Genomic DNA, 24,221 nt, shown 5'->3' on the forward strand with positions numbered 1-24,221 from the left:
GGCTATTACACCCAAACCCCCGGTCGCCATTTGGCGGTCGGGGGTTTTGCTTTTGGGGCGCAGAAACCTCGCTTCCGGACGCGTCAGGCGGCGCATTCCTCGACCTCCCGTGTCCCGCGCCTGGGCCGCGGGAGCAACGCATGCCGCATGTTCTTCCGGCCGTCCGGCACGCCCTACGGCCTCGTGCGCCGTCCCAGCGGGCAAGCACCTCGCTTACCACTGAGCAGCACCCCCATTCGCCCTCCCTGGGCACCTGCCTTGCACCAAGCGCTGCGTCCGCAACAAGGAGCAAGACATGCAAGCGACGCACGTTCCTTCGGTCAGCGTGCTGATGCCGACCTACGAGCAGGCCGCCTTCATCCGGCGCGCGCTCGACAGCCTGCAGGCACAGACGCTGGCCGACTGGGAACTGCTCGTCGTCGATGCGAGCCACAGCGACACGACCGCGGAGGCCGTGCAGCCGTGGCTGCAGGACCCGCGCATCCGCTACCTGCGTATCCCGGAGAACGGCCTCGGCCATGCGCTGAACCACGGCCTCGCACAGGCGCAGGCCCCGCTCGTCGCCTACCTGCCGAGCGACGACGTCTACTACCGAGACCACCTGCAAAGCCTCAAGGAGCTGCTCGACTCGCAGCCGCAGGCAGTGCTCGCCCATTCCGGGGTGCGTCACCACTACAACCGTGAGGTGCCGGACCGGCCGCCCAGCCAGCCGCTGCAGCTGGTGCAGTGCATGCATCGCCGCACCGACCTGCGCTGGATCGAGCGGGAGGAGATCGAATCCGACGACCTGGAGCGGCTGTACTGGGCGCGCCTGCGCGAGACAGGCGAGTTCCTGGGCAGCGGGCGTGTGAGCTGCGAATGGGTGGACCATCCGATGCAGCGCCACAAGCTGATGCAGGAGCCGATCGGCGGCATCAATCCCTTCCGACTCCACTACCGCGTCCGCACGCCGCTGCGCTTCCACACCACGGTCGGCAACCTGATCGACGAGCCGCGCCAGTACCGGCGCCTGCGCGAGCGTGCCGACACCCCTCCGGCGCAAGAGCGCTTGCGCATCCTGCTCGTCGGCGAGCTGGCCTACAACGCCGACCGCGTGCTCGCGCTCGAGGAGCAGGGGCACGAGCTGCATGGCCTGTGGATGCGCGAGCCGTACTGGTACAACACCGTCGGTCCGCTGCCCTTCGGCCACGTGCGCGACCTGCCGCGCGACGACTGGCGGCGCGCGTTGCGCGAACTGAAGCCCGACCTGATCTACGCGCTGCTGAACTGGCAAGCCGTGCCCTTCGCGCACGAGGTGATGAGCGCCGCGGGCGAGGTGCCTTTCGTCTGGCATTTCAAGGAAGGGCCCTTCATCTGCCTTGAAAAGGGCACCTGGCCGCAGCTGGTCGACCTGCACCGCCGCGCCGACGGGCAGATCTTCAGCAGCCCGGAGATGCGCGACTGGTTCGACACCGTCGTCCCGGGCCTGTCGGCCCATCGTCCGACCCATGTGCTCGACGGCGACCTGCCCAAGCGCGACTGGTTCGAGGGCCCGTTCAGCCTGCGGCTGTCTGCCGCGGACGGCGAAATCCACACCGTGGTGCCGGGGCGGCCGATCGGGCTGCATCCACCCGATGTCGCAGCGCTCGCCGAGCGCGGCATCCACCTGCACTTCTACGGCGACTTCACGCACGGGCAGTGGCGGCAGTGGATCGAGAAGACGCGCACGCTGGCGCCGCGGCACCTGCACCTGCATGCCAACGTCGACCAGTCGCGCTGGGTCGAGGAGTTCTCCCGGTACGACGCGGGATGGCTGCATTCCTTCCGCAGCGTCAACGAGGGGGAGCTGCGGCGCGCCAACTGGGACGACCTCAACTACCCGGCGCGCATGGCGACGCTCGCGGTGGCCGGCCTGCCGATGATCCAGCAGGCCAACCCGGGCTCGATCGTCGCGACGCAGACGCTCTGCGAGCGACTCGGCACCGGCGTGCTCTACCGGGACTTCGACGACCTGGCGCAGACGCTGCGCGACGCGGCGCGCATGAAGGAACTGCAGCAGCGCGTGCAGGCGCAGCGCCACCTCTTCAGCTTCGACCACCATGTCCCGGCGCTGGTGGACTTCTTCCGCACCGTCATCGCCGGGAAGGGCGCCTGAAGAGGGGAGCTCAGGCCGCCGACAGGCGCTCGAGCTGCGCGGGCGTGTCCGGCGCCCCCATGCGGCGTGCCGCGTCGGCCACGCTCACGCCGTTGGCATCGCAGGCGCCGACGTCCGCGCCGTGGGCGACCAGCAGTTCGACGATCCCGGTGCGGTTGAACATCGCGGCGAGCATCAGGGCCGTCTTGCCATCGGGCGAGGCGCCCTCGACATCGGCGCCGTGCTCGAGCAGCAGCCGGACCATCGGCGCGTCGCCCTTGTAGGCGGCGGCCGCGATCGGTGTCTGGCCGTGATCGTTGCGAATCTCCGGATCGGCGCCATGGACCAGCAGCACGCGCGCGGCCTCGAGGTGGCCGTTGTAGCTGGCGAGCATCAGCAGGCTGTCGCCCTTGTGGTTGCAGAGGTTCGGGGGAAGGCCGCGCTCGAGCAGCGGGCCGAGCCGGCCGGCGTCCCCGTTGCGCGCGAGCTGGAACACGGCCTGCGCGAACTCGAGGGTCTCGGCGTCCGGCGTTGCGGGAAGCTCGGGCACGTCGTGTCGTCGGCTGTCTTGCATGAAGGGCTCCGTGAGCGTGAACTGCCGGAAACCGGGCCTGCGGGCGCCCGGTGCAAAGGGAGGCAGGAGCGATCTTTCCGGAACGCGGCACTCCGCGAGCGACGGGTTCCGGACTCCGGGCAAACGGCGCGCCTTCGCGCCGGCTCCGGGGCCTGCGCGCTTCAGGATGCCGCCGCCGCTCCCCGCAACTCATGCGAGCGCAGCCGCGCGAAGGCGAGCGCCAGCACGAGCAGGCCGAGCGCGCCGGCGGCGATCACCGGCGCGGTGCCGAGCCGTTCGACCAGCAGGGCGGCGGTGGCGACGCCGGCCGACTGGCCGAGGAAGAAGCAGGACGCGAAGGCGGAGACCGCCGCGCCGCGCCGCTCGGGCCGCATCTGCGTGGCATTGACCTGCAGCGTGTTGTGCAGCATGTAGAAGCCGAGCCCGGCCCCGAAGCAGCCGGGAACCGCCCACTCCCACGCGGGGGCATGGCCGACCAGCAGCAGCGAGGCGGCCATCACGACGCCGCCCCAGCCCGCCAGCCCGACCTCGCCCAGGCCCGCGACGAGGCGCTGCGACCCGAGCGCGAAGGCGAAGCCGCCGAAGCCGAACAGCATCACCACCGTGCCGGCGAGCGACAGCGAGAGCCCGAAGGCATCGTGCAGGTGCGAGGCGAGGAAGGCGAAGGGGCCGTAGAGCAGCATGCCCTCGAGGAACACGCAGACCAGGACCACGCGCGCCCAGCGTCCCGCCAGCACATGGCCGAAGTCCGACGCGATGCGGCCCAGCGCCGAGCCGCTGCCGCGCCGCGTCGCCCTGGCCTGCGCGGGCAGGCGGCGGTTCAGCGCGAACAGCGCGAAGGCGATCGCGGCGAACAGCGCGGCCAGCAGCAGGTAGGGGGCGCGCCAGCTCAAGTGGTCCGCCGCGAAGCCGCCCATCCACACCCCGGCCGAGACGCCGAGGATCTGTCCGATCAGGAAGCGGGCCAGCACCGGCTGGCGCTCCTCGTAGCGCACCACGTCGCCGATCCAGGCCATCGCCAGCGGGATCAGCGCCGCGGCGGTGATGCCCGACAGCGCGCGCAGCAGCCGCAGCAGCGTGAAGTCCGTCGCGAGGCCGCACAGCAGCGTGCTGATCGCGCAGGCCGCGCTGCACCAGGCCACCACCCGGTACTTGCCGTAGCGGTCGCCGAGCGGGCCGAAGAACAGCTGCGCCAGCCCGTAGGCGATCGCGAACAGGCTGGTGACCTGGGCCGCCTGGCCCAGCGTGACCGAGAACTCGGCGCCGAGTTGCGGCAGCAGCGCGTCGTTGAGCCGCTGCGACACGCCGCTGCCGAAGGCCGCGAGCGCGAGGCAGACGATCGAGCCTGCGGGCACGCGGGGCGGATCGGCCGGGGCGGAGGGAGCGGAGGGGACCGGCGCCGGTGCGGCGCGCTGCGGGTGCGGGGACTGCATCTGGAGAAGGGGGGGACGCTGCGGTGCCGGCGCAATCCTTGTGCGACTGCGGCGCGGCCCCGGCAGGGCTTCGGAAGACGGGCGGCGAGTGTAAGCCGCTGCCCCGATCCGTGCAGCGGGATGCGGCGGAGTGCGCGGCCGGCCGGTGGCAGGCGCGCGCGGGCAGGGGCGCACCCCTTGCGGTCCGCGGTGCTGCGGTATCACGATTGCTGGGTGCAAGAGGTCCTTGCCGCAGGAGAACCGACGATGGGAATGACGACCGACTACGAGACGCGGGAGCCCCCGCGCGCCGAGATCGATGCGCTGCAGGAGCCGACGGTGATCGAGTTCGGCACCGCCTGGTGCGGCTTCTGCCGTGCCGTGCAGCCGCTGATCGCCGAGGCCTTCGCCGCCCACCCGGACGTGCGCCACCTGAAGATCGAGGACGGCAGCGGCCGGCCCCTCGGGCGCTCGTTCCGCGTGAAGCTCTGGCCGACGCTGATCTTCATGAAGCAGGGTCAGGAGGTCGCGCGCCTGGTGCGGCCGGGCGACGCCGGCGCGATCGGGCAGGCACTCGCGCAGATCGACCCGCGCTGACGGGGCGGCGCCCGCCGGTCGGCCCGCTCAGCTCACCGTCGTCTCCGGCACCCGCCGGGGCGCGGCGGGCCCCGCATCCTGCGCCTCGTGCTCGCACCACCAGCGCTCCACCGCGGCCCGCGCGGCCGCATCCAGGCGCAGCCCGAGCTTGGTGCGCCGCCACAGCACGTCCTCGGCGCGGCGCGCGAACTCGTGGCGCCGCAGGTAGCGCAGTTCCGCCTCGCGCACGCCGGGGGCGACCTCGCGGCCCAGGCCAACCTCCTGCAGCAGCAGCGCCACCCGGCTGCCGTAGCGCTGGGCCCAGCCCTGCAGCAGCGGCGCCGGCAGCTCGGGATGCGCCTGCAGCAGCGCCGCGGCGAAGCGCGCGAGGTCCGCGTCGGGACGCTGGGGCTCGCCGATCCAGGCCCGGAAGTCGCCGCCGGGCAGCAGCGCGTCGCGGGTCCAGGCCGGCCGGCGCACGCCCAGCGCCGCGCACAGGCGCCCGGCCGCATCCTCGGCGAGCCGGCGGTAGGTCGTGAGCTTGCCGCCCCAGACGTTGAGCAGCGGCGCACCGGCATGCACCTCCATCTCCAGCAGGTAGTCGCGGCTCACCGCCTGGGCCGGGGCGCCGGGCTCGTCGAGCAGCGGCCGCACGCCCGAGAAGCTCCAGGCCACGTCGGCGGGCCGCACCGGGCGCGCGAAGCAGCGGCTGGCATGGTGGCAGAGGTAGTCCAGCTCCCCGGCATCGAGGCGCACCGCCTCGCCCGGCCCGCCCTGGTGTTCGACGTCGGTGGTGCCGATCAGCGTCCAGGCCTGCTCGTAGGGCAGCGCGAAGAGGACGCGCCGGTCGGGGTTCTGGAACAGGTAGGCGTGGCCGTGGTCGAACAGCCGCGGCACCACGATGTGGCTGCCGCGCACCAGCCGCAGCCCGCGCGCCGGGGGCAGCGAGGCCTGCTCGGCGAGGAACTGCCGCGCCCAGGGGCCGGCCGCGTTGACGAGGGCGCGGGCGGCGAGCGACACCGTGCGCCCGTCGGCGTGGCGCAGCCGGGCCTGCCATGCGCCGCCCACGCAGGCGACGCGCTCGCAGCGGCAGTAGTTCAGCACCCGCGCGCCGCGCGCCGCCGCGTCCACCGCGTTCAGCACGACGAGCCGCGCGTCGTCGGTCCAGACGTCCGAGTACGCGAAGCCCCGCTCGAAGCGGCGCTGCAGCGGCGCGCCGGCCGGGTGCCGGCGCAGGTCGATGCCTTCGGACGCCGGCAGCAGCTCGCGCCGCGCGAGGTGGTCGTAGAGGAAGAGCCCGGCGCGGATCATCCAGGCCGGACGCATCGCGGGCTCGTGCGGCATCACGAAGCGCAGCGGCCGCATCAGGTGCGGCGCGCTGCGCAGCAGCACCTCGCGCTCGGCCAGCGCCTTGCGCACGAGCCCGAGCTCGCCGTGCTCGAGGTAGCGCAGCCCGCCATGGATCAGCTTGCTGGACGCCGACGAGGTGTGCCGCGCGAGGTCGTCCTGCTCGCACAGCACGACCGACAGGCCGCGCCCGGCGAGGTCGCGCGCGATGCCGCATCCGTTGATGCCGCCGCCGACGACCAGCACGTCGCAGGACAGGCCGTCTGAGCCCGACGCCGGCAGCCCGGCGAGCAGGTGCGGGGACGGGAGCTCGGTCACGGGAGGCGTGCTCCGGCAGGCGCGAAGGATGCCGCCACGGCGACCCTGCGCGCTGCGCCGGTCGTGCGGCTCAGACCGCGCGGTCGAGGCGTCGGCGCAGCCTCGTATCCAGCGGGCGGCAGACCGAGAGCAGCAGCCATCCCCCCGCGTAGACCATGTTGATCACCGGCAGCACCGAGAACAGCATGCCGGCCAGCATCGGCGCGCCCTGCTGCCGGGCCTCCATCCAGCTCGCCCCGGCGGAGACCAGCAGCGGCAGCAGGTAGAACAGCAGGAAAAAACCGGTGTCGGGCATCGCGTTCCTCGCATTCCTGGACGGTTTCCCGGGACGGCCTGCCGACGCATCGCGGTGCAGGGCACTGCGCGCGACGGGCGGCTTCACGCCCTCAGGTATGCGCCTGCCGATACTCGAGCGGCAATCCGGGGTTTCCCACCGCCCCCGGACCCGGGGGGCGGGACGGGAGGGGCCGGCCCGCCCGCGGCCCCTCGTGCCGCCCCGGCCTCGGCGGGCGTACTACAGTCGGGATCCCGCCGCGGTCGACGGCCGCGGCATCGCTCCTTCCCCACCCATCCATGACGTCCAGCACGACCCCATCCGCCTCCGACTGGCCGCTGCGTCCCGAGCGCGACGATCCCCGGCCGCTCGTGATCCACCACGGCCCCCGCTGCTCCGACGGCTTCGCCGCGGCGCTCGCCGCGCACGAGTTCTTCGGCGAGCGCGCCGAATACCAGCCCTTCGATCACGGCCGCGAGCCGCCGGATGTCGAGGGCCGGGCGGTCTACATCCTGGACTTCGCCTTCGGCCCGGAGACGATGCGGCGCCTGGACGCGCAGGCGCACAAGCTCGTGCTGCTGGACCATCACCGCAGCGCCGCCGACCGGCTCCACGGCTTCCGCTGCTGCGGCCGCGGCCTGCTGCACTTCGACCTGGAGAAGTCCGGCGCGCGGCTGGCCTGGGAGTACTTCCACCCGCAGCGGCCGCTGCCCGCGCTGGTGAAGTACGTGGAGGACCGTGACCTCTGGCGCTGGGCCTTCCCGGAGAGCGCGGGCTTTCTCGCAGCGCTCGACATGGAGCCGCTCGACTTCGGCCGCTGGGCCGAGATCCTGCGCTTCGACGCGGCGCAGCTCGAGGCCTTCGCCGCGCGCGGCCGGGCGATGGACGAGAAGTTCCGGCGGCTCGCGCGCGACATCGCCGAGGCCGCCGCGCCGCTCGTCTTCAACGGGCAGGCGGGCCTGATGGTCAACTCACCGCCCGCCTTCCACAGCGAGGTGGGCCACCTGCTCGCCGAGCGCTGCGGCAGCTTCGGGCTGATGTGGTGCGTCGACGGCGCCGGGCAGGTGAAGGCCGGCCTGCGCTCGATCGGCGCCTTCGACACCATCCCGCTCGCCGAGAGCCTGGGCGGCGGCGGGCACCCCAACGCGAGCGGCTTCCGCATGCCCGTGCAGCGGCTGCCGCAACTGCTGTCGGGCCGCTTCGATGCATCGCCCGAGTCTGCCTGAGGCCGGGATTCCCGCCGGGGGCGGCGGGCTGCCGGAGCCGGAGCGCAGCCAGGCCCTTGCCACCAGCGCGCCGCTGCCGGACGCCACTGCGCGCGCGATCGACCCGGAGGCGCTGAGCCTGCAGGAGCTGGAGGCGCTGATGCAGCCCCTCGCGGCGTCCGACCCGCTCGTGCGGGCCTACATGCGCCGCATGCAGGCACTGCTGCAGCGGCGCGCCGAGCTGCTGCGCAGCCTGCTGGCCTTGCGCGCCCAGGGCCGCGTCGCGTTCGTGGACCTGGAGGCGACCTGCTACCGCGACCGCGAGGAATCGAAGCGGCTGCCGCGCGAGATCCTCGAGATCGGCCTCGCGGTGCTCGACTGCGGCTCGCTGCAAGTGGTCGAGCGGCTGCAGCTGCACGTGCGGCCCGCCGACCCGCGCTCCTACGTGAGCGCCTACTGCACGGAGCTGACCGGCATCCGGCCCGAGCAGGTGGCGCAGGCGCCGGGCTTCGCCGAGTGCATGCAGGCGGTGCGGAAGCTGCACGCGCGCCACCGCTGGACGAGCTGGGGCTCCTACGGCGACTTCGACCGGCAGCAGCTGGCGCAGCAGGCGCTGGCCAGCGGCTGCGAGAACCCCTTCTCGGCATGGACCCACGTGGACGTGAAGGACATCGCCGGTGCGTACTTCGGATTCGGGCGCAAGGGCCCCGGGCTGGCGCGGGCGGTGGCGATGGCCGGGCTCGCGTTCGACGGGCGCCAGCACAGCGGGCTCGACGACGCCTGCAACACCGCCTCCCTGGTGGCCGCGATGCTGCGCGGCATCCTTCCGGACGAGGCACGGCGGGGCTGATCCCTGCCCGGCACGCACCCGGCGCCCCGGCCGGCTTCAGCGGGCGCCAGGGAGGCCACCGGCGAATGCGACCCGCCCCTTGCCCTCGCGCTTGGCCGTGTACATCGCGCGATCCGCCGCGCCGAGCAGGGCCGTCGCCGACTCGCCGTCCTTCGGGTACATCGCGATCCCCACGCTGACGCCGATGGAGCGCCATGCCGGAGTAGCGCGCAGCTTGTGCAGGGACTCGATCAGCCGCTGCGCGAGCCCCGCGAGCCGGTGCTCGTCGTCGGCGCCATCGACGACGAGCACCGCGAACTCGTCGCCGCCGAGGCGGGCCAGCACGTCCGATTCCCGCACGGTCTTCCTCAGCTCCGCGGCCACGGCCTGCAGCAGGCGGTCCCCGGCCTCGTGCCCGTGCTCGTCGTTGACCTTCTTGAAACCGTCGAGGTCGAGGAACAGCAGCGCCAGCGGATGCCCGTTGCGTGCGGCGATCGCGAACTCGTGGTTCAGCTGCACGTCGAAATGGCGGCGGTTGTAGAGCGAGGTGAGCGGGCAGTGCGTCGCTTCCGCGGCCAGCCGGCTCACCAGGTCCATGTTCGCGCGCAGGCTGCCCGCCAACTGCGACAGCGCCATCGAGGCGAACAGCAGCAGCAGCAGCGCCCCGACGATCATCAGCTCCCGCGTGTTGCGGGCATCCTGCGCGAGACGGTACGAGATCGCGTCGCGCTCCCTCGCCAGCCCCGCGCTCAAGTCGCCGAGCAGGGTACGCAGGTCATCCATGTACGACAGGCCTTCGTCGCTCAGCACCAGTGCGAGCGCGGCCTCCCGGTTTCCCTGCTCGAACAGGGAAACGGTCTTCTCCAATTCCTCGAGCTTGAGCCTGACCAGCCGCTCGATCCAGGCGAGCCGCTCCTGCTCCGCAGGGTCGTGGCGCAGCAGGGATTGGAGCGCCGCGAGCTTGGGTCGGTGATCCTCCAGCGCCTCGTGATAGGGCTTCAGGTAGGACGGACGACCGGTGAGAAGAAAACCCCGCTGTCCCGTCTCCGCCTCGAGCAGGTCGATGCGCAATTCCTGGAGTCGCGGCAGAACCCGGTTGATCTCGTTCTGGCGCTCGATGAGGGAGATCGTGGTGCCGGAACGATAGACCGTCATCACGGTCACGCCCACCAGGGCCGCCAGCGCGATCAGCAGGTAAAGAGAATTTCCTCCCGGCGAGAAAAGGGCGGACAGATGCCGGCGTGTAGCAGCGAGGTTCATTTGTTTCGGCATGAAAGAGAATCTTCATGCCGTGCGTATTCCGAGCAGGTGTTGCCGAACCGGATCTCCGGCCGTGCCGGACATCGATCACCTCATTCACGAAGCCCGCGGCTGGGAAGGGAATCCCGAGATTACATGCACGCGATCAGTGGAAAGTCTCCATGAAAACCCGGGGTATTTCCCCTGCGTGATCGGGGGAGCCGTCTTTTCCTTCGGCCCGATCTCCCCTGCATGCGGGTTGCCGCAGCAGCGAGGGGTTCCGGCCGCGGGCCGGGAACGAGGCGTGCTCGCCCTCCCGGACGCGGCACCGGGCCGCGGACGAAAACCGTGGCCTGCGTGCCGCAGGAGGTGCCCGACCATGCAAGTGACGCTCAAACCGCTCGAGCAGCAGACGCTGGTGATCACCGGCGCGTCCAGCGGCATCGGCCTCGCGACGGCGCGCCACGCGGTCTCGCTCGGCGCCCGCGTCGTGATCGTGTCGCGCAGTCCCGCCGCGCTGGAGGCGATCGCGCGGGAGATCGATCCCGGCGGCAGGCAGGTGCTCGCGGCCGCGGCCGACGTCGGCCGCAGCGACGAGGTCGAGCGCGTCGCGCAGGCCGCCATCGAGCGCTTCGGCGGCTTCGACACCTGGGTCAACAACGCGGGCGTCGGCATCTGGGGCCGCCTCACGGAGGTGCCGGAAGACGAGCACCGCCGCCTGTTCGAGACCAATTTCTGGGGCATGGTGAACGGCTCGCTGGTTGCCGCCCGCCACCTGCGCGGCCGCGGCGGCGCAATCGTCAACGTCGGCAGCATCACCGGCGACCGCGCCTGGCCGCTGCAGGGCATGTACTGCGCCAGCAAGCACGCGATCAAGGGCTTCACCGAGACGCTGCGCGTCGAGCTGGAGCAGGAGTGCGCCGGCATCTCGATCACGCTGATCAAGCCGGCCGCCATCGGCACGCCGCTGCTGCAGCACGCGGCCAACTTCACCGGCCGGCGACTGCGGCTGCCGCCGCCGATCTACGCGCCCGAGGAGGCGGCGCACGCGATCTGCCACGCCGCGCAACACCCGGTGCGCGACGTCTACGTCGGCGGCTCCGGGCTGCTCGCGAGCACGGTGGGCCTGCACGCGCCGCGCGTGACCGACTGGATCAGCGAGGCGGCGCTGTTCGAGGCGCAGCTCGGACCGCAGGCCGTGCCGCCCACCCAGGGCAACCTGCACCGCCCGATGGCCGGCGGGCGGGAGCGCGGCGACGACTTCGGCCGCCCCCTGCAGTCGAGCTTCTACACGCGCGTGACGCTGCACCCCTCGGCGTGGAACCCGGTGCGCGGCCTCGGTGACCTCGCCGCGTCGCTGATGCCCGCGTCCCGGCGCCGCTACTGAGGCGGCCCGCCCCCGCGACTCCCGGCTACTTGCGGCGCGGCGACTCCTGTGCGCGCCATTTCTCGTAGGCCGTGTAGATCCAGCAGGCCAGCACCAGCCCGATCGGCACCGCGATGAGCCCCGAGGTCTCGCGCTCCACGCCGAGCAGCAGGTGCAGGAAGCGCGCGACCGCGGAGACGCTCGCCAGGAAGAAGAAGCCGGCGAGGTAGGCGCTCGCGAGGAAGGCGAGGCTCCTGGCCAGCTCCTGCAGCTGGCGCATGCGCCCGCTCTTCAGCACCCCGTGCACCGCGAGCGCGACGAGCGCGAACAGGAAGAGCACCACCCACAGCTCGTTCGCCTCCTTGCGGCGTTCGGCCACATCGTCCGGCGCGTACTCGCGCGCCGGGACCACGCCGTGCGCCGACAGCGCCGCCACCGCGACGCCGGCCGGGCGCAGGGCGCGCGCGGGCGGCGCAATCACCGGCCGGGCGCGGGGAGCGGGGCGCCGCCCCTGCGGCCGTCCCGGTGCCGCGGGCTGCTGCGGCTTCCGATCCTCGATCAGGACGGTCCGTCCACGCGGCACGTCCCGACGGCGATGCGCTGTACTGCTGCTCATGCGTCTGCCTCCGTTCTGCCCGGCACCGCTCGCGCGCCTTCCGGGCTCGGGGGGACCTCCGCCATGGGGAGGCCCCCGCCTCAGGAGAGCGCATCTGCGGCGCCGGCACAAGCCCATGCCGCCCACTGTCGCGGGCCATCCGGCGCGCCACAAGCTCCACCCATGAGAGCGAGGGGGGCGATGGCGGCGGCCGGCGCCGCGGATAGCAGAGGAAACCCTGAGCGGGCGCGCAGGGGCGTACGGCCCGTGCGGGAGGGAGGCGGCCGCGTCCTCAGCCGCCGGCCGTCCCGGCCGGGGCAGGGCGCGGGTGCAGCCGGATCTCGCGAGCGCGCAGCTGCCCGCAGCCGGCATCCACGTCCTGCCCGGCCGACTGGCGCAGCTTGGTCAGCACGCCGCGGCGGTGCAGCCGCCGCGCGATCTCGGCCGCCCGCTCCCAGGAGGGGCGGCGGAACTCCAGCTCGGGCACCGAGTTGTACGGGATCATGTTCATCAGCGCGTACTTGCCGTGCAGCAGCCGCACGATGCCCTCGAGCTCCTCGTCGCCGTCGTTGACGCCGTCGATCAGCGTCCACTGGTACTGGATCGGGTAGCCGGTGGCAAGCGCATAGCGCTCGCCCAGCTCGACCAGCTCCTCGGGGGCGATGCGCGGCGCGCGCGGCAGCAGCTTCGCGCGCAGCTCGGCGCGGGTCGAGTGCAGCGACAGCGCCAGCGCCGGCTTCACCGGCCCCTGCGGCAGCCGCTCGAACACGCGCGCGTCGCCGACGGTCGAGAACACCAGGTTCTTGTGCCCGATGCCGCCCGCGGTGCCGAGCAGCTCGATCGCCTCGAGCACGTTGTCGAGGTTGTGGGCCGGCTCGCCCATGCCCATGAAGACGACCTTCTTCACCGTGCGCTGCGCGCGCGCCAGCGCCACCTGCGCGACGATCTCGGCGCTGCCGAGCTGGCGCAGCAGGCCGCTGCGCCCGGTCATGCAGAACACGCAGCCCACCGCGCAGCCCAGCTGCGTCGACACGCACAGCCCCTCGCGTGGCAACAGCACGCTCTCGACCGTCTGGCCGTCGGCCAGCTCCACCAGCAGCCGCGCCGAGCCGTCCTCGCCCGGATGCTGCGAGCGCAGCCGCGCCAGCCCCCGCAGCTCGTCGGCGAGCGCGGGCAGCGTCTCGCGCAGCTCCAGCGGCAGGAAGTCCTCGGGGCGGCGGCGGCCGCTGTCCTGCGGCAGGGCCTGGGCCCACAGCCGCAGCACGCGCTGCTCGTGCACGGGTTTGGCGCCTGCCGCTCGCAGGCGCTGTCGGATCTGTTCAATGCGCATCGGTGGTGGGACTCGGGTGCCGGCGCCACGCCCGGCGCCGGCCGGCCGCGGGGGCCGAGGCGCGCAGTGTAGGCAAGCCCGCGCGCCGCATTGCGCGGCGGGGGCAAGCGGGGCGCGACGTTCGCCGCGCAGACGGCCCGCGCGTGCGCCGCGTCACGCCTGCGGCGGCGCCGGATAGGCGGGCAGCGTGCTCAGCCGCGTGTCCTCGACCGGCGCGCCGACCGTGAAGGCGTAGAAGCACTGCCAGTCGCGCGACGCGAGGCCGAAGACCTCGTGGACCGGGTCGTCGAAGAAGCAGCCGATGCCGGTGCCGCGCACGCCGGCCTCCTCGGCCTCCAGGTAGAGCAGCTGGCCGACCAGGCCCGCCTCCCAGAACAGGTGCCGGTAGAAGCCCGCGCCCCGCGCGGCGATGCTCTGCAGGTAGTCGGCCAGCATCGCGACGCTGAAGGCGCCGTCGCCCGCGATCTCCTGCCGGCAGGCGACGGTGGCCGCCTTCGCGCGGCAGTCGCCCGCCTCCAGCAGGTACAGGTCCAGCCCCGGCGGGCAGCCGGGCGGGCGCTGCCACCGCAGGCCGGGGCGCATCGCCGAGCGCAATCGCGCGGTCTGCGAAGGGTCGCGCACCAGCGCGTAGAGACCCGGCTCGATCCCCTCCACCCGGTGCACGAACAGCCCGAGGTGGATGCGGGGCCGCCAGGACAGCGCGTCCCACGGCGGGGCGCTGCGATCGCCCTGCGGCACGAGCCGCGCCAGCATGCGGAAGAACGCCGCCGCGGGGATCGGGGTCGCGCCGTCCATCGCCACCGCGCTGCGGCGGCCGAGGATCGCCCGCTCCGCGCTCAGCCGGCCCTCGCGCACCGGCGGGTCGAACAGCGCTTCCTCGGCCGGGAAGCCGCACGCGTCCTCGTCCCCGGCCGCCCGCATCGGGGCGCTCGCCGCGGCGACCTCGTCGATCACCGGCCAGTCGAAGGTGTGGCGCGGGCTCAGCCGGTTCGCGCGGCCCTGCCAGATCGAGGGCGGCGGCAAGCCGCCCAGGGACGGGCAGGTATCGACACGCGGCCCCACCCACGCGAGCAGCTCGAAGTCCTCGCGCTCCGCGCCTGCGAAATCCGCGTCGCGGTCGAGCCCGAGCAGCCGCGGCCCGAGCCCCGCGCCGTCCCCGGCGAGCCGCAGTCCCCAGCCGAGCGCCGCCGCCGCGAGCCGCAGCGCGCCCAGCGCGTGCCCGGTGTCGAGCTGGCTGTAGCGGAAGGCGCGCTCGCCGTACTTCCACGCCTCGCGCCAGTGGATCGACGTCAGGCCGACCAGGAAGCCGCCTGCCGGCAGCGCCTGCGCGAGCGCCGCGCCGGCGGCAGGGTCGAACTCCGCGCGGCACTCCAGCCCGTGCTCCTGCGGCGCGTAGTGGTGCAGCGCGGCTCGGTCGAGGACGCCGTTGAGCGGGGGCAGCAGCAGATAGCCTTCGGTGGGGTGCAGGTTGCCGCTCGACGGGTTGGCCCGCAGCGCCCAGCGCGTGCCCTGGAAGGACTTCCATGCGGTCAGCGACAGCGCGAGCCGCAGGAACAGCGAGAGGCTGCCGGCTTCCAGCGGCGCCGGCGCCACGACGCCCGGGACGTAAAGCTGCCAGTAGGGCAGCGACCGGCCCTCGGCGGGCAGCGGCAGAGGCAGCAGCGGCGCGCCGTCGAAGCGGCGGAAGGGATTCGGCTGCGTCGCCCAGTCCATCCGCGGCGAGGACGCGGCGTAGCGGTGGAAGTGGTGCTTGGTGCGCTCGTGGTAGGCCACCACCGTCAATTCGGCCGCGGCCTCGTCCGGCGGCGGTGCCGGTGGCGGCGCCTCGTCCTGCCTTGCGCTGCGGGTCATGCATTTCCTCCGGGAAGCGGGCACCGTCGGCGCCTGCGCTCGGACCATCTTCCGCGTGCCGGGGCGCCCCTCGCAAGCGTGCGGGATCGCGGCCGTCCCGGAGCGGTCGCGCCGCCCACGGGCATGCGCGTTGCCGCCATGCCTGTCGTCCGCCCGAAGGGCCGGGCGGCCAGGGAGCAGCGGATGCGGACTCGATCGACAGCGGGGCAGGGCCGGCGGCAGTGCGGAAGAGGGCGTCGCCGGCCTGCGGGACGACGGGGGCCCGCGCGGCCCCTTGCGGGATGAGTGCGCCGATGCCTGCGGCCGGCTCCGCGCTCGCGGCGCTGTTCGCCGCGCCGATGCGACCGGGCCGCGTGGCGTGGATCGGGCTGCGACCGGCGCGCCGGGAGCCGGTGCACCCGGTCGAGGAGGCTCTCGCGGTGGCCGGGCAGGGCCTGGAGGGCGACCGCTACCGTACGCGCAGCGAGGGCGCCCGCCAGGTCACGCTGGTCGCCGCCGAGCACCTTGCCGCGATCGCAGCCTACCTCGGCCTCGAGCGGCTCGACCCGGCGCTGCTGCGGCGCAACGTCGTGACCACCGGCGTCAACCTGCTGGCGCTCAAGGGCCGGCGCTTCGAGCTCGGCGGCGCGCTGCTCGAGTACAGCGGTGAATGCCACCCCTGCTCGCGCATGGAGGAGACGCTGGGCCCCGGTGGCTACAACGCCGTTCGCGGGCATGGCGGCATCACCGCCCGGGTGCTGCGCGGCGGGACGGTGCGGGTCGGAGACGCGCTGCGCCTTGCCGACGCCGCGCAGCCGCCGGCTTGACGCACGACAATGGGGCGAGCGGGGACACCTTGCCCCGGTCGACGGTTTCGCGGGCCGCGTGCCCGCAGGAGAAGGAAACGATGGACAAGCTGAGATTGAGCGAGGACGAATGGCGGCGGCGGCTGACCGCCGAGGAGTACCGCGTGCTGCGCCAGCACGGTACCGAGGCGCCTTGGAGCGGCTGCTTCCTGGGCACCTCCGAGCCGGGCACCTACGTCTGCGCGGCGTGTGGCAACCCGCTGTTCCCGTCCGGCGAGAAGTTCGAGTCCGGCACCGGCTGGCCCTCCTTCACCCGCCCCGTGTCCGGCGAGGCGCTGACCGAGGTGGAGGACCGCTCCTACGGCATGGTGCGCACCGAGGTGCGCTGCGGCCGCTGCGACAGCCACCTCGGCCACGTCTTCCCCGACGGGCCGCCGCCGACCGGCCTGCGCTACTGCATCAACTCCGTCGCGGTGCGCCACCTGGCCGAAGGCGAGCCGGTGCGCCTGGTCGAGGCCTGAGCGTTGCGGCCGGGGCGGTGGCGGCGAGCCGCAGGCGCGGGCCCCGGCCGGCGCCGTCGGAAACCGCGGCTGAGCGGGGGTGGCTTCCGCTGCTGCACCGGGCAGCTCCATGTCGCGGCGCCGGGTGCAGCGCCGCTGCGGTCATGATGGCGGCATGAACACTCCTCAGCCTCGCAATCCGCTGCACGGCCTCACCCTCGAGGCCATGCTCGCCGAGCTCGTCGCACATTTCGGCTGGTCCGGGCTTGGCGAACGCATCCCGATCCGCTGCTTCACCCATGACCCGAGCATCAGTTCGAGCCTGAGGTTCCTGCGCCGCACGCCCTGGGCACGCGAGAAGGTGGAAAGTCTTTACCTCTTCATGCTGCGCGAGCGGGCGCGCCGCCTGCGCGACTGAGGCCGGGCGTGGGCCGCCCGGCTGCCCGCACCTCCTGCTCCACACGATCGGACCTGCAAGGACGTGAGCGCCGCACGCGAGCTGCGCACCCGCCCGCGCCCCCGGGTCCACGCGCCACGTCCGGCACTCCGGCAGTGGAGAGCCGCCACCCGGCCCGGCCCCCTGCAGGCAGGCGCCCCGAGCCGCGCAGCCTCGGCACGGCAAATGCCTCGAATGCGGCAGCGCCGGCACTGCGCCAGCGCTGCATGACGCAAGCGAAAGGAACGATGGACTGGCGTGTCACCCTCCCGAACCTGTTCGCCCGAGCCGACGCGCTGCACGACCGTGCGCAAGCGCGGCTCGCCCTGCTGCGGCCCTCGCATCGGAGCGCCTTCATCGTTCCCTACATCGGCTTCGGTACGCCGCAGCGCCTGCTTGTCAGCGGCCGCGTGCTGCGCGGCCGGCCGATGCTGCCGGCGCTCCCAGGGGACACCGGGCTGCGCAACCTGCTGCGCTTCTACCGCCAGATGGCCTCGCACGAGATGCCGGGCGCGCGCATGACGGTCGCCTTCGGCGGCACCGAGCAGCAGGTCGTCGCCGACGAGGAGGGCTACTTCCATGCCGAGATCGAGCCGGCCTCGCCGCTGCCGCCCGGCCCCTGGCAGCAGGTCGCGCTGCGGCTCGAGCAGCCCGAGGCGCATGGCGTCGCGCAGGTGCGGGTGCCGCCTGCGACGGCTCGCTTCGGCATCATCAGCGACATCGACGACACCGTCGTCTGGACCCATGCGTCGCGACGGCTGAAGATGCTGCTGACGGTGGCGCGCGGCAACCCGCACACGCGTCGGCCGCTGGCCGGCGTCGGCGCGCTGTACCGTGCCTTGCAGGCCGGCGCCGGCGGCAACGAGTGCAACCCGATCTTCTACGTCTCCAGCAGCCCGTGGAACCTCTACCCGCCGCTGCTCGAGTTCCTGGATCTGCAGCGCATCCCGACCGGGCCGCTGCTGTTGAAGGACTTCGGCGACCACACGCTGTTCGCGCTGCGCGACCACCACACCCACAAGCTCGCGAGCATCGAGCGCATCCTGGAGATCCATCCCTCGCTGCCCTTCGTGCTGATCGGCGACAGCGGCGAGCAGGACCCGGAGATCTACCGCGAGGTGGTGCACCGCTACCCGCAGCGCGTGCGCGCGATCTACATCCGTCAGGTCGCCCCGGACGCGGCGCGCCTCGCGGCGCTCGATCGGCTGATCGGCGAGGTGAGCGAGAGCGGCGCACAGCTCGTGCTGGTGCCGGACAGCGAGTTCGCGGCCGCGCATGCCGCCGCGGAGGGGCTGATCGATCCGGCGCGCCTGACCGAAGTGCGCGCCGAGACGCGCGCGCAGGCCTGACGCGGAACCCGCGCCCGGCCCTGCCGCCCCGGCCATCGCTCCCGTCCCCGGCAATTCCTCCCGCCAGGGAAAAAAGCCGTCCCCGGCCTGCGCCGGAAGACGGCCGCGCCGTGGCCGTTCGGTCGCTCAGCGGCCGCTCGGCTCGTTCGGGTGTCCGCCGGTGGTGCGGGGGCCGCCGCCGGCGTTGCCGTTGCCGCGTCCGAAGGCACCCGCGCCGCGGGCGCTGCCGCCGCTCGCGTCACGGCCGCCCGCGGCGCCCGCGCCGGACTCGCGGTCGAGGTCGCCGCGCAGCGGGCCGTCGCGGTCGGAGCGCTCGACCGGGGACACCAGGCCCTGGGGCGGCTCGAGGTCGTTGGTGCGCGTGTCGCCGCCGTGCAGATCGGAGGCCTTCGGGCGGTCCTTCGGGTCCTCGATGGGGGTCGGGCCGGACCCGGTCGCGCCCTGCGAGTGGGTCTTCAGCCCGGCGTCGGTGTATTCGCGGGTCTGGCCGGCGTGCTCGCGCTGGCCGTCTTCTGCGCCGTTGCGCTTCGGGTCGGGATGTGCCATGTCGATCTCCTCTGTTGGACTGCGGGATGCACGGAAGAAAGTGCACCCGGGTGACCCGGCAACCCGGGTGCCTGCGCCGCAAGAGGGTGGGCCGCTCGGCCGGGGACGGCGCTTGCAAGCGTTGGTGACCGCGTCGCGGCGCACAGGGCACAGGGTTTGCCCCAGGTCGGCATCCTTTTTCCTGAAGATTGCCCACTCGATGCTGCGATTACGACCCGATCCCGTTGTCACCGACTCCGATCTCGCTGCCGGCAAGCGCGCCCTCGTGCTCGACGCCGCCTGGGGCAGCGCCTCGGGGGCGCTCTCGGGAGGCGTGGTGCTGGCTGCCTTCGCGCTCGCGCTCGGCGCCGACCCGCAGCTGATCGGCCTGCTCGCGGCCTTGCCCTTCATCGCGCAGGCCGCGCAGCTCCCCGCCATCGTGCTGATCGAGCGGCTGCGGCAGCGGCGCAAGATCGGGGTGCTGGCGCTCACCGCGGCGCGGGTGCTGCTGTTCGCGATCGTGCTGATTCCCTTCCTGCCGGAGATGCGCGGCGCGCTGCCGATGCTGGTGCTGCTGCAGTTCCTGATCTCGGCGCTCGGCGCGGTCGGGGGCTGCGCGATCAACTCCTGGCTGCACCAGCTGATCCCGCAGGAGGGGCTGGGCGACTTCTTCTCGAAGCGGCTGCTGTGGGGCACCGTGCTCGCCTGCGCCGGAACGCTCGTGGCCGGCCAGCTTGTCGACAACCTGCCCTTCGAAAACCCGCTCCACGCCTACGCGATCGTGTTCGCCGGGGCGGCGATCATGGGCCTGGTCAGTTGCGGCTACATCGTGCGCGCGCCCGAGCCGCAGATGAAGAACGCCGGGCCGCCGGGCACACTGGTGTCGAAGCTGCGCGTGCCCTTCGGCGACACGAACTTCCGCCAGCTGCTGGTCTTCCTGGGGGCCTGGAACATCGCCTCCAACATCGCCGCGCCCTTCCTGACCGTCTACCTGATGCGCCAGCTCGGCTACGGGCTGGGCACCGTCACGACGCTGTGGGTGACGAGCCAGCTGACCAACGCGCTGACGCTGTACCTGTGGGGGCGGCTGTCCGACCGGCTGTCGAACAAGGCCATCCTCGCGGTGGCGCTGCCGGTGTACTTCTTCTCGACGCTGGCGCTGGTGTTCACCCGCAGCGCCGACGATCCGGGCCTGCGCCTCGCGCTGCTGTACGGTCTGCACGTGGTGATGGGCGCGGCCACCGGGGGCATCGCGCTGGCCACCGGCAACATCGGGCTGAAGCTCGCGCCGCAGGGGCACGGCACGTCCTACCTCGCGGCGATCGGCTTCGTGTCGGCGGTGGCGGGCGGCATCGCGCCGATCGCGGCCGGCTTCATTGCGCAGGGCTTCCAGGCGAGCGAGCTGTCGGCGGTGGTGCGCTGGGCCTCGCCCGGGCAGAGCGAGGAGGTCCGCGTGTTCGCCTTCGCGCACTGGGAGTTCCTGTTCCTGCTCTCGACGCTGCTCGGCCTGTACGTGATGCACGCGCTGTCGCGCGTGCGCGAGGGGCACGAGATCAGCGAGCGGGTGGTGATGCAGGAGTTCGCCTTCGAGGCGATGCGCTCGCTCAGCAACCAGATCTCGTCGATCGGCGGCGCGCTCGGCAGCCTGTTCCCGTTCGAGCGCCTGGCGGAACGCCGGGGGCTGTTCGGCCGCGTGGGCAACGGCCGCGCCTCGCGCCCCTGACGGCGGCGTGAGGGCCGCCGCCGCGCCGCCTTCGCGACGATGCGGCGGCGGGGGCCGGGCTCAGGCGATGAAGTTGCCGTCGCCGGTGATCATCGTCAGCTCGACGAAGCGGCTGGCGCTGCTGCCGGGGTCGGAGAAGCCGACGTCGAAGCCGCCGAGGTCGGTCCTCAGGTTCCAGGCCGCGTTCAGGAAGGCGGTGCGCGTGGGCTTGGGGCCGGCGCGGCGCAGGATCTCGACGAAGGCGCGCGCGTTGACGTAGCCCTCCAGCCCGCTGTGCGACAGCGGCAGCGCGACCTTCGCGGCACGCCAGGCCTGCGCGTACTCGCGCACGATCGGCATCGTCGCCTTGGTCGGCAGCGGCATCACCTGCGCGACGGTCACGCCCACCCCTTCGTTGCCGAGCTCCTTGAGCGTCGCGCTCGAGCCCATCACCGACAGCGCGTAGAGCGGGATGCCGCGGCGCAGCTGGCGCATGTTGCGGATGAAGGCGGCGGTGGGCTTGCCGGCCAGCCCCAGCATCACGACGTCCGGGTTGGCGCCCGAGATCTTCTGCGCCGCCATGCCGGCATCCTCGCCGGAACTCTCCACCGGCGCCGCCACCGCGAGGTCGAGGCCGCGCTTCTTCAGCGCCAGGCGCGTGGACTCGAGCACCTCCTTGCCGAAGGAATTGTTCTGGTAGGCGACCGCGACCCGCTTGTAGCCGATCGGGGTCAGGTGATTCACCAGTTTCTCGGTCTCGTCGGCATAGCTCGCGCGCACGTTCAGGACGTTGCGCATGTCGCGCGGGCGGGCGAGCAGCGCGCCCGACAGCGGGGCGAAATAGGGCACGTCGGTGCCGCGGATCATCGGCAGCGTCGCCTCCACCATCGGCGTTCCGAAGCAATTGAAGAGGCCGAAGATATCGGGGTCCGCCAGCAGGCGGCGCGCGTTCTCGATGCCGCGCTTGACGTCGTAGGCGTCGTCGAGCGTCTCCAGCACGATCTGCTGGCCGTGGACGCCGCCGCGGGCGTTGACCTCGGCGAAGCAGGCGCGTGCGCCGTGGTGCAGCGCCTGCCCGAGCTCGCTCAGCGGTCCTGTCAGGTCGGTCGACTGCCCGAGGCGCAGCGTCGCTCCGGCGGCACGCACGAGGGCCGGCGCGCCGAGTCCCGCGGCGAGCGCGGTGGCGCCGAGCAGGAAGCGCCGGCGGCCCGTCTCCGCCGATCCCGGAGATTGAACGGCGTCGCGGGGGAATGCTTCGGAAGCAGGAGAGATATTCATGGTTCGGGGGGTGGTGGGGTGGCACGGCCCGGCACAGGGGAATGCAGGTCCTCGGTCCGGTAAATGCCCGCGGGTTCTTTTGATATGGGGGCGAAACGGATGCTAGGAGTACTCGCTTTTTGTTGGCTTACATCAAAGCGGATGCCCGGGAATACCCTCAGGAAATGATTGGAGGGTTTGATTTGATGCCGATCAAGCAGTTTGAAGGCGATGCGGGGGATTGAATGAATTGGCCTTCGGGAAAACCCGCGGGAGGTGAATGAGGCGGAGGCTCGCGGACCGGGGCAGCGGCGTGCCCCGGTCGCAGTCCCGGCTCGTCGGGGTGGCGCGCCCCGGCGAGGGCAGGCGCGCGCTCAAGAACTCAGGGATCCGGCCGATAACCCGCATATGGCAGGGCCCCGGGGACGAACGCTTCCGCCTGCCCCGGAACGGATGCCGCAGTCGATGCGGGCGGTGCTCCCCGGGACTCCTTTTCCCGCGACGCGTGCTTGCGCGTCGCCTGCAGTCCGCTTATCTATGACCGATACCACCGCAGTTTTCCGATTCCGATCCCTGGCATGGACGCTGGGCTGGGCGTGCGCCGGCGCCATCGCCCTGACGACGGTGCTGATCCTGGCCTTGTTCTACGCCTCGGCGAAGTCCGGGCACCAGGAGAGCGCGGCGCGCTACGCGGCGAGCAAGGCCGAGGCGATCGCCCGCACCGCCGACGTGTTCGACGACACGATGCGCATGACGGCCGAGCAGGCCTACGGCCTGTTCCGCCGCCAGTTCGCGGCAACGCTCGAGCTCGCCGACGAGGCCGGCGGCCGGCTGGGCAGCGACGGCACGGTCCTCAACGACAGCACCACCGAGGTGGACCGCTTCGCGCGGGACTTCCCCGGCGGCAACGCGACGGTGTTCATGGTGCAGGGCGAGGACTTCCGCCGCATCGCGACCTCGGTGAAGAAGGAGAACGGCGAGCGCGCGGTCGGCACCACGCTCGACCGTCGCCACCCGGCCTACGCGGAGCTGCGCGCGGGCCGCAAGTTCGTCGGCCGCGCGGTGCTCTTCGGCCGCCCCTTCATGACCGTCTACGAGCCGGTGCGCGACGCGGCCGGCCGCGTGGTGGGCGTGTTCTACATCGGGCTGGACATCTCCCGGCAGCAGGCCGAGCTGGCCGAGGTGGTCGCCACGACCCGCGTGTTCGACACCGGCGGGCTCTACGTGGTCGATGCGCGCGCGCAGCCGGCCGACGCGATGCTGGTCTTCCATCCGAGCGCGAGCGGCAGGAAGCTGGCCGAGCTGCTGCCCTCGGGGGCCGAGGCGTGGGTGCAGCGGCTCGCCGCGGGCGAGGGCCGGCACCTCGAGGCGGCGCCGGCCGTGCTGCAGCCCGGTGCCGAGGGAGCGCGCTCGGCGCACGTGGTGCGCAGCGGCAGTGCCGGCTGGCTGGTGGTCGCCGAGGTGCCCGAGTCCGAGGCGATGGGCAGCCTGCGCCGGCAGGTGGCCTGGCTGGCGGCGTTCATCGTGGCCGGCGCGTCCGCGCTGACCCTCGGGCTGGTGCTGTTCCTGCGCCGGATGCTGCAGCCGCTGGGCGAGCTCGGCGAGCAGGTGGCGCGCATCGGCCGGGGCGACCTGACGCAGGCGCTGGACACCGGGCGCCGGGACGAGATCGGCGCGATCACGCGCACGATCGAGCGCATGCGGCAGGACCTGCTGGCGAAGCTGGGCACCGTGCAGTCCGCGAGCGACAGCATCCGCACCGCCTCGGGCGAGATCGCCTCGGGCAACCAGGACCTGTCCGCGCGCACCGAGCAGGCGGCATCCAGCCTGCAGCAGACGGCCGCCTCGATGGAGCAGCTGAGCGGCGCGATGCGCCAGTCGGCCGACGCGGCCCGCCAGGCGCGCGAGCTGGCAGCGTCGGCGTCCGGCGTTGCGGTGCGCGGCGGCGACGCGGTCGGCCAGGTGGTGGCGACGATGGACGAGATCAACGTCGCGTCGCGCAAGATCGCCGAGATCATCGGCGTGATCGACGGCATCGCCTTCCAGACCAACATCCTCGCGCTCAATGCGGCGGTGGAGGCCGCGCGCGCCGGCGAGCAGGGCCGCGGCTTCGCGGTGGTGGCCGGCGAGGTGCGCACGCTCGCGCAGCGCAGCGCGCAGGCCGCGCGCGAGATCAAGACGCTGATCGGCGCCTCGGTCGAGCGGGTCGAGTCGGGCACGCGGCAGGTGCAGGAGGCCGGTGCGACGATGGGCGAGATCGTCGCGAGCGTGCGGCGCGTCTCGGACATGATCGGCGAGATCAGCGCCGCGGCCACCGAGCAGAGCGACGGCGTGCTGCAGGTCAACCAGGCGGTCGGCCAGCTCGACCGGGTGACGCAGCAGAACGCCGCGCTGGTGGAGGAGGCGGCGGCAGCGGCCGGCAGCCTCGGCGAGCAGGCCCGCCGGCTCGTGGACGTGGTGACCACCTTCCGGCTGGCGCGGTAGGCGCGGCAGGCTGCCGGGGATCTCGCTGCGCCGGTGAATGCGCAGCAGGCGCTCGTGCCGGTGGCACGGGATGGCCGCGAACCGCTTCCCCGGGGCTTGCCGATCCACGCGCCGATGCCGCGCAGGCCCTCGGCAGAGGGCTTCGCACCGACGC

Annotated in this window: 21 protein-coding genes; 11 read left to right on the plus strand and 10 right to left on the minus strand. The window is 72.9% G+C overall.

From position 1 onward, the window contains the following. The first annotated feature begins 295 nt into the window (after nucleotides 1-295). Complete coding sequence (locus D3A59_RS12305; protein ID WP_119155234.1) at nucleotides 296-2,134, plus strand: glycosyltransferase; 1,839 nt, start codon at nucleotides 296-298, stop codon at nucleotides 2,132-2,134. Between the two features lie 10 nt (nucleotides 2,135-2,144). Here D3A59_RS12305 and D3A59_RS12310 read toward each other — a convergent pair whose 3' ends face one another. Both D3A59_RS12310 and D3A59_RS12315 read right to left on the minus strand, forming a co-directional pair. Further along, the gene (locus D3A59_RS12310; protein WP_119155235.1) at nucleotides 2,145-2,687 is read right to left on the minus strand and encodes an ankyrin repeat domain-containing protein; all 543 of its coding nucleotides are present in this window, start codon (nucleotides 2,685-2,687) and stop codon (nucleotides 2,145-2,147) included. Nucleotides 2,688-2,848: 161 nt separating this feature from the next. Further along, the gene (locus D3A59_RS12315) at nucleotides 2,849-4,042 is read right to left on the minus strand and encodes an MFS transporter (protein ID WP_240636039.1); all 1,194 of its coding nucleotides are present in this window, start codon (nucleotides 4,040-4,042) and stop codon (nucleotides 2,849-2,851) included. A 324-nt stretch (nucleotides 4,043-4,366) separates the two neighbouring features. Between D3A59_RS12315 and D3A59_RS12320 the strand changes: the two genes are divergently transcribed. Further along, on the plus strand, nucleotides 4,367-4,696 hold the full coding sequence (locus tag D3A59_RS12320) for a thioredoxin family protein (protein ID WP_419187252.1): 330 nt from the start codon (nucleotides 4,367-4,369) through the stop codon (nucleotides 4,694-4,696). A 27-nt stretch (nucleotides 4,697-4,723) separates the two neighbouring features. On the opposite strand, the gene glpD is transcribed toward D3A59_RS12320, so the two are convergent. Together glpD and D3A59_RS12330 are read right to left on the minus strand one after the other, a co-directional pair. After that, nucleotides 4,724-6,340 (minus strand): glycerol-3-phosphate dehydrogenase, encoded by a 1,617-nt coding sequence (gene glpD / locus D3A59_RS12325; protein WP_419187253.1) that lies wholly within the window; start codon nucleotides 6,338-6,340, stop codon nucleotides 4,724-4,726. 70 nt (nucleotides 6,341-6,410) lie between these two features. Next, nucleotides 6,411-6,635 (minus strand): hypothetical protein, encoded by a 225-nt coding sequence (locus tag D3A59_RS12330; protein ID WP_119155238.1) that lies wholly within the window; start codon nucleotides 6,633-6,635, stop codon nucleotides 6,411-6,413. A gap of 278 nt (nucleotides 6,636-6,913) precedes the next feature. Here D3A59_RS12330 and D3A59_RS12335 point away from each other — a divergent pair, with 278 nt between their 5' ends. After that, nucleotides 6,914-7,840 (plus strand): DHH family phosphoesterase, encoded by a 927-nt coding sequence (locus tag D3A59_RS12335; protein ID WP_119155239.1) that lies wholly within the window; start codon nucleotides 6,914-6,916, stop codon nucleotides 7,838-7,840. Then, the gene (locus D3A59_RS12340; RefSeq protein WP_119155240.1) at nucleotides 7,818-8,669 is read left to right on the plus strand and encodes a 3'-5' exonuclease; all 852 of its coding nucleotides are present in this window, start codon (nucleotides 7,818-7,820) and stop codon (nucleotides 8,667-8,669) included. Before D3A59_RS12335 ends, D3A59_RS12340 begins: the two co-directional genes overlap by 23 nt. 36 nt (nucleotides 8,670-8,705) lie before the next feature. Here D3A59_RS12340 and D3A59_RS12345 read toward each other — a convergent pair whose 3' ends face one another. Next, the gene (locus D3A59_RS12345; protein WP_119155241.1) at nucleotides 8,706-9,920 is read right to left on the minus strand and encodes a GGDEF domain-containing protein; all 1,215 of its coding nucleotides are present in this window, start codon (nucleotides 9,918-9,920) and stop codon (nucleotides 8,706-8,708) included. 346 nt (nucleotides 9,921-10,266) lie between these two features. Here D3A59_RS12345 and D3A59_RS12350 point away from each other — a divergent pair, with 346 nt between their 5' ends. Further along, nucleotides 10,267-11,274 (plus strand): SDR family oxidoreductase, encoded by a 1,008-nt coding sequence (locus D3A59_RS12350; RefSeq protein ID WP_119155242.1) that lies wholly within the window; start codon nucleotides 10,267-10,269, stop codon nucleotides 11,272-11,274. A gap of 25 nt (nucleotides 11,275-11,299) precedes the next feature. On the opposite strand, the gene D3A59_RS12355 is transcribed toward D3A59_RS12350, so the two are convergent. The 3 genes from D3A59_RS12355 to D3A59_RS12365 form a co-directional block, all read right to left on the minus strand. Beyond that, nucleotides 11,300-11,869: a hypothetical protein gene (locus tag D3A59_RS12355; RefSeq protein WP_157991511.1), complete on the minus strand. Its 570-nt coding sequence runs from the start codon at nucleotides 11,867-11,869 to the stop codon at nucleotides 11,300-11,302. Nucleotides 11,870-12,140: 271 nt separating this feature from the next. Further along, the gene (locus D3A59_RS12360) at nucleotides 12,141-13,178 is read right to left on the minus strand and encodes an RNA methyltransferase (RefSeq protein ID WP_119155244.1); all 1,038 of its coding nucleotides are present in this window, start codon (nucleotides 13,176-13,178) and stop codon (nucleotides 12,141-12,143) included. Between the two features lie 153 nt (nucleotides 13,179-13,331). Further along, a complete protein-coding gene (locus D3A59_RS12365) occupies nucleotides 13,332-15,029 on the minus strand; it encodes a SagB/ThcOx family dehydrogenase (protein WP_119155245.1) in 1,698 nt (565 codons plus the stop codon). A gap of 293 nt (nucleotides 15,030-15,322) precedes the next feature. Here D3A59_RS12365 and D3A59_RS12370 point away from each other — a divergent pair, with 293 nt between their 5' ends. From D3A59_RS12370 to D3A59_RS12385, 4 genes are all read left to right on the plus strand, one after another. Further along, nucleotides 15,323-15,835 carry an MOSC domain-containing protein gene (locus tag D3A59_RS12370; protein WP_205665182.1) on the plus strand — a complete coding sequence of 171 codons (513 nt, stop codon included), beginning with the start codon at nucleotides 15,323-15,325 and terminating at the stop codon, nucleotides 15,833-15,835. Between the two features lie 80 nt (nucleotides 15,836-15,915). Next, complete coding sequence (gene msrB / locus D3A59_RS12375) at nucleotides 15,916-16,335, plus strand: peptide-methionine (R)-S-oxide reductase MsrB (protein ID WP_119155247.1); 420 nt, start codon at nucleotides 15,916-15,918, stop codon at nucleotides 16,333-16,335. A gap of 109 nt (nucleotides 16,336-16,444) precedes the next feature. Continuing rightward, the gene (locus D3A59_RS12380) at nucleotides 16,445-16,732 is read left to right on the plus strand and encodes a VF530 family protein (protein ID WP_419187255.1); all 288 of its coding nucleotides are present in this window, start codon (nucleotides 16,445-16,447) and stop codon (nucleotides 16,730-16,732) included. A gap of 266 nt (nucleotides 16,733-16,998) precedes the next feature. After that, nucleotides 16,999-18,099 (plus strand): App1 family protein, encoded by a 1,101-nt coding sequence (locus D3A59_RS12385; protein WP_157991512.1) that lies wholly within the window; start codon nucleotides 16,999-17,001, stop codon nucleotides 18,097-18,099. 126 nt (nucleotides 18,100-18,225) lie between these two features. Here D3A59_RS12385 and D3A59_RS25835 read toward each other — a convergent pair whose 3' ends face one another. Beyond that, nucleotides 18,226-18,645, minus strand: a complete 420-nt coding sequence (locus tag D3A59_RS25835) for a hypothetical protein (RefSeq protein WP_170162340.1) — start codon at nucleotides 18,643-18,645, stop codon at nucleotides 18,226-18,228. Nucleotides 18,646-18,844: 199 nt separating this feature from the next. Between D3A59_RS25835 and D3A59_RS12390 the strand changes: the two genes are divergently transcribed. Next, entirely contained in the window at nucleotides 18,845-20,347 is a 1,503-nt protein-coding gene (locus D3A59_RS12390) for an MFS transporter (protein WP_170162341.1), read from the plus strand. A gap of 60 nt (nucleotides 20,348-20,407) precedes the next feature. Here D3A59_RS12390 and D3A59_RS12395 read toward each other — a convergent pair whose 3' ends face one another. Continuing rightward, entirely contained in the window at nucleotides 20,408-21,604 is a 1,197-nt protein-coding gene (locus D3A59_RS12395; protein WP_240636040.1) for an ABC transporter substrate-binding protein, read from the minus strand. A 516-nt stretch (nucleotides 21,605-22,120) separates the two neighbouring features. Between D3A59_RS12395 and D3A59_RS12400 the strand changes: the two genes are divergently transcribed. Next, nucleotides 22,121-24,067 carry a Cache 3/Cache 2 fusion domain-containing protein gene (locus tag D3A59_RS12400; RefSeq protein WP_205665183.1) on the plus strand — a complete coding sequence of 649 codons (1,947 nt, stop codon included), beginning with the start codon at nucleotides 22,121-22,123 and terminating at the stop codon, nucleotides 24,065-24,067. Nucleotides 24,068-24,221 lie beyond the last annotated feature (154 nt).

It is taken from the genome of Caldimonas tepidiphila (assembly GCF_003569765.1).
Classification (GTDB): Bacteria; Pseudomonadota; Gammaproteobacteria; order Burkholderiales; family Burkholderiaceae_C; genus Caldimonas; species Caldimonas tepidiphila.

Excerpts from the sequence above, each read along its gene's own strand:
- D3A59_RS12390 (WP_170162341.1), top strand. The coding sequence starts at position 18,845 with ATGCTGCGATTACGACCCGATCCCGTTGTCACCGACTCCGATCTCGCT.
- D3A59_RS12370 (WP_205665182.1), top strand. The coding sequence starts at position 15,323 with ATGCCTGCGGCCGGCTCCGCGCTCGCGGCGCTGTTCGCCGCGCCGATG.
- D3A59_RS12335 (WP_119155239.1), top strand. The coding sequence starts at position 6,914 with ATGACGTCCAGCACGACCCCATCCGCCTCCGACTGGCCGCTGCGTCCC.
- D3A59_RS12340 (WP_119155240.1), top strand. The coding sequence starts at position 7,818 with ATGCATCGCCCGAGTCTGCCTGAGGCCGGGATTCCCGCCGGGGGCGGC.
- D3A59_RS12355 (WP_157991511.1), bottom strand. The coding sequence starts at position 11,869 with ATGAGCAGCAGTACAGCGCATCGCCGTCGGGACGTGCCGCGTGGACGG.
- D3A59_RS12365 (WP_119155245.1), bottom strand. The coding sequence starts at position 15,029 with ATGACCCGCAGCGCAAGGCAGGACGAGGCGCCGCCACCGGCACCGCCG.
- msrB (WP_119155247.1), top strand. The coding sequence starts at position 15,916 with ATGGACAAGCTGAGATTGAGCGAGGACGAATGGCGGCGGCGGCTGACC.
- D3A59_RS12350 (WP_119155242.1), top strand. The coding sequence starts at position 10,267 with ATGCAAGTGACGCTCAAACCGCTCGAGCAGCAGACGCTGGTGATCACC.
- D3A59_RS12395 (WP_240636040.1), bottom strand. The coding sequence starts at position 21,604 with ATGAATATCTCTCCTGCTTCCGAAGCATTCCCCCGCGACGCCGTTCAA.
- D3A59_RS12385 (WP_157991512.1), top strand. The coding sequence starts at position 16,999 with ATGGACTGGCGTGTCACCCTCCCGAACCTGTTCGCCCGAGCCGACGCG.
- D3A59_RS12345 (WP_119155241.1), bottom strand. The coding sequence starts at position 9,920 with ATGCCGAAACAAATGAACCTCGCTGCTACACGCCGGCATCTGTCCGCC.
- D3A59_RS12330 (WP_119155238.1), bottom strand. The coding sequence starts at position 6,635 with ATGCCCGACACCGGTTTTTTCCTGCTGTTCTACCTGCTGCCGCTGCTG.
- D3A59_RS12305 (WP_119155234.1), top strand. The coding sequence starts at position 296 with ATGCAAGCGACGCACGTTCCTTCGGTCAGCGTGCTGATGCCGACCTAC.
- D3A59_RS12320 (WP_419187252.1), top strand. The coding sequence starts at position 4,367 with ATGGGAATGACGACCGACTACGAGACGCGGGAGCCCCCGCGCGCCGAG.
- D3A59_RS12380 (WP_419187255.1), top strand. The coding sequence starts at position 16,445 with ATGTCGCGGCGCCGGGTGCAGCGCCGCTGCGGTCATGATGGCGGCATG.
- D3A59_RS12310 (WP_119155235.1), bottom strand. The coding sequence starts at position 2,687 with ATGCAAGACAGCCGACGACACGACGTGCCCGAGCTTCCCGCAACGCCG.
- D3A59_RS25835 (WP_170162340.1), bottom strand. The coding sequence starts at position 18,645 with ATGGCACATCCCGACCCGAAGCGCAACGGCGCAGAAGACGGCCAGCGC.
- D3A59_RS12400 (WP_205665183.1), top strand. The coding sequence starts at position 22,121 with ATGACCGATACCACCGCAGTTTTCCGATTCCGATCCCTGGCATGGACG.
- D3A59_RS12360 (WP_119155244.1), bottom strand. The coding sequence starts at position 13,178 with ATGCGCATTGAACAGATCCGACAGCGCCTGCGAGCGGCAGGCGCCAAA.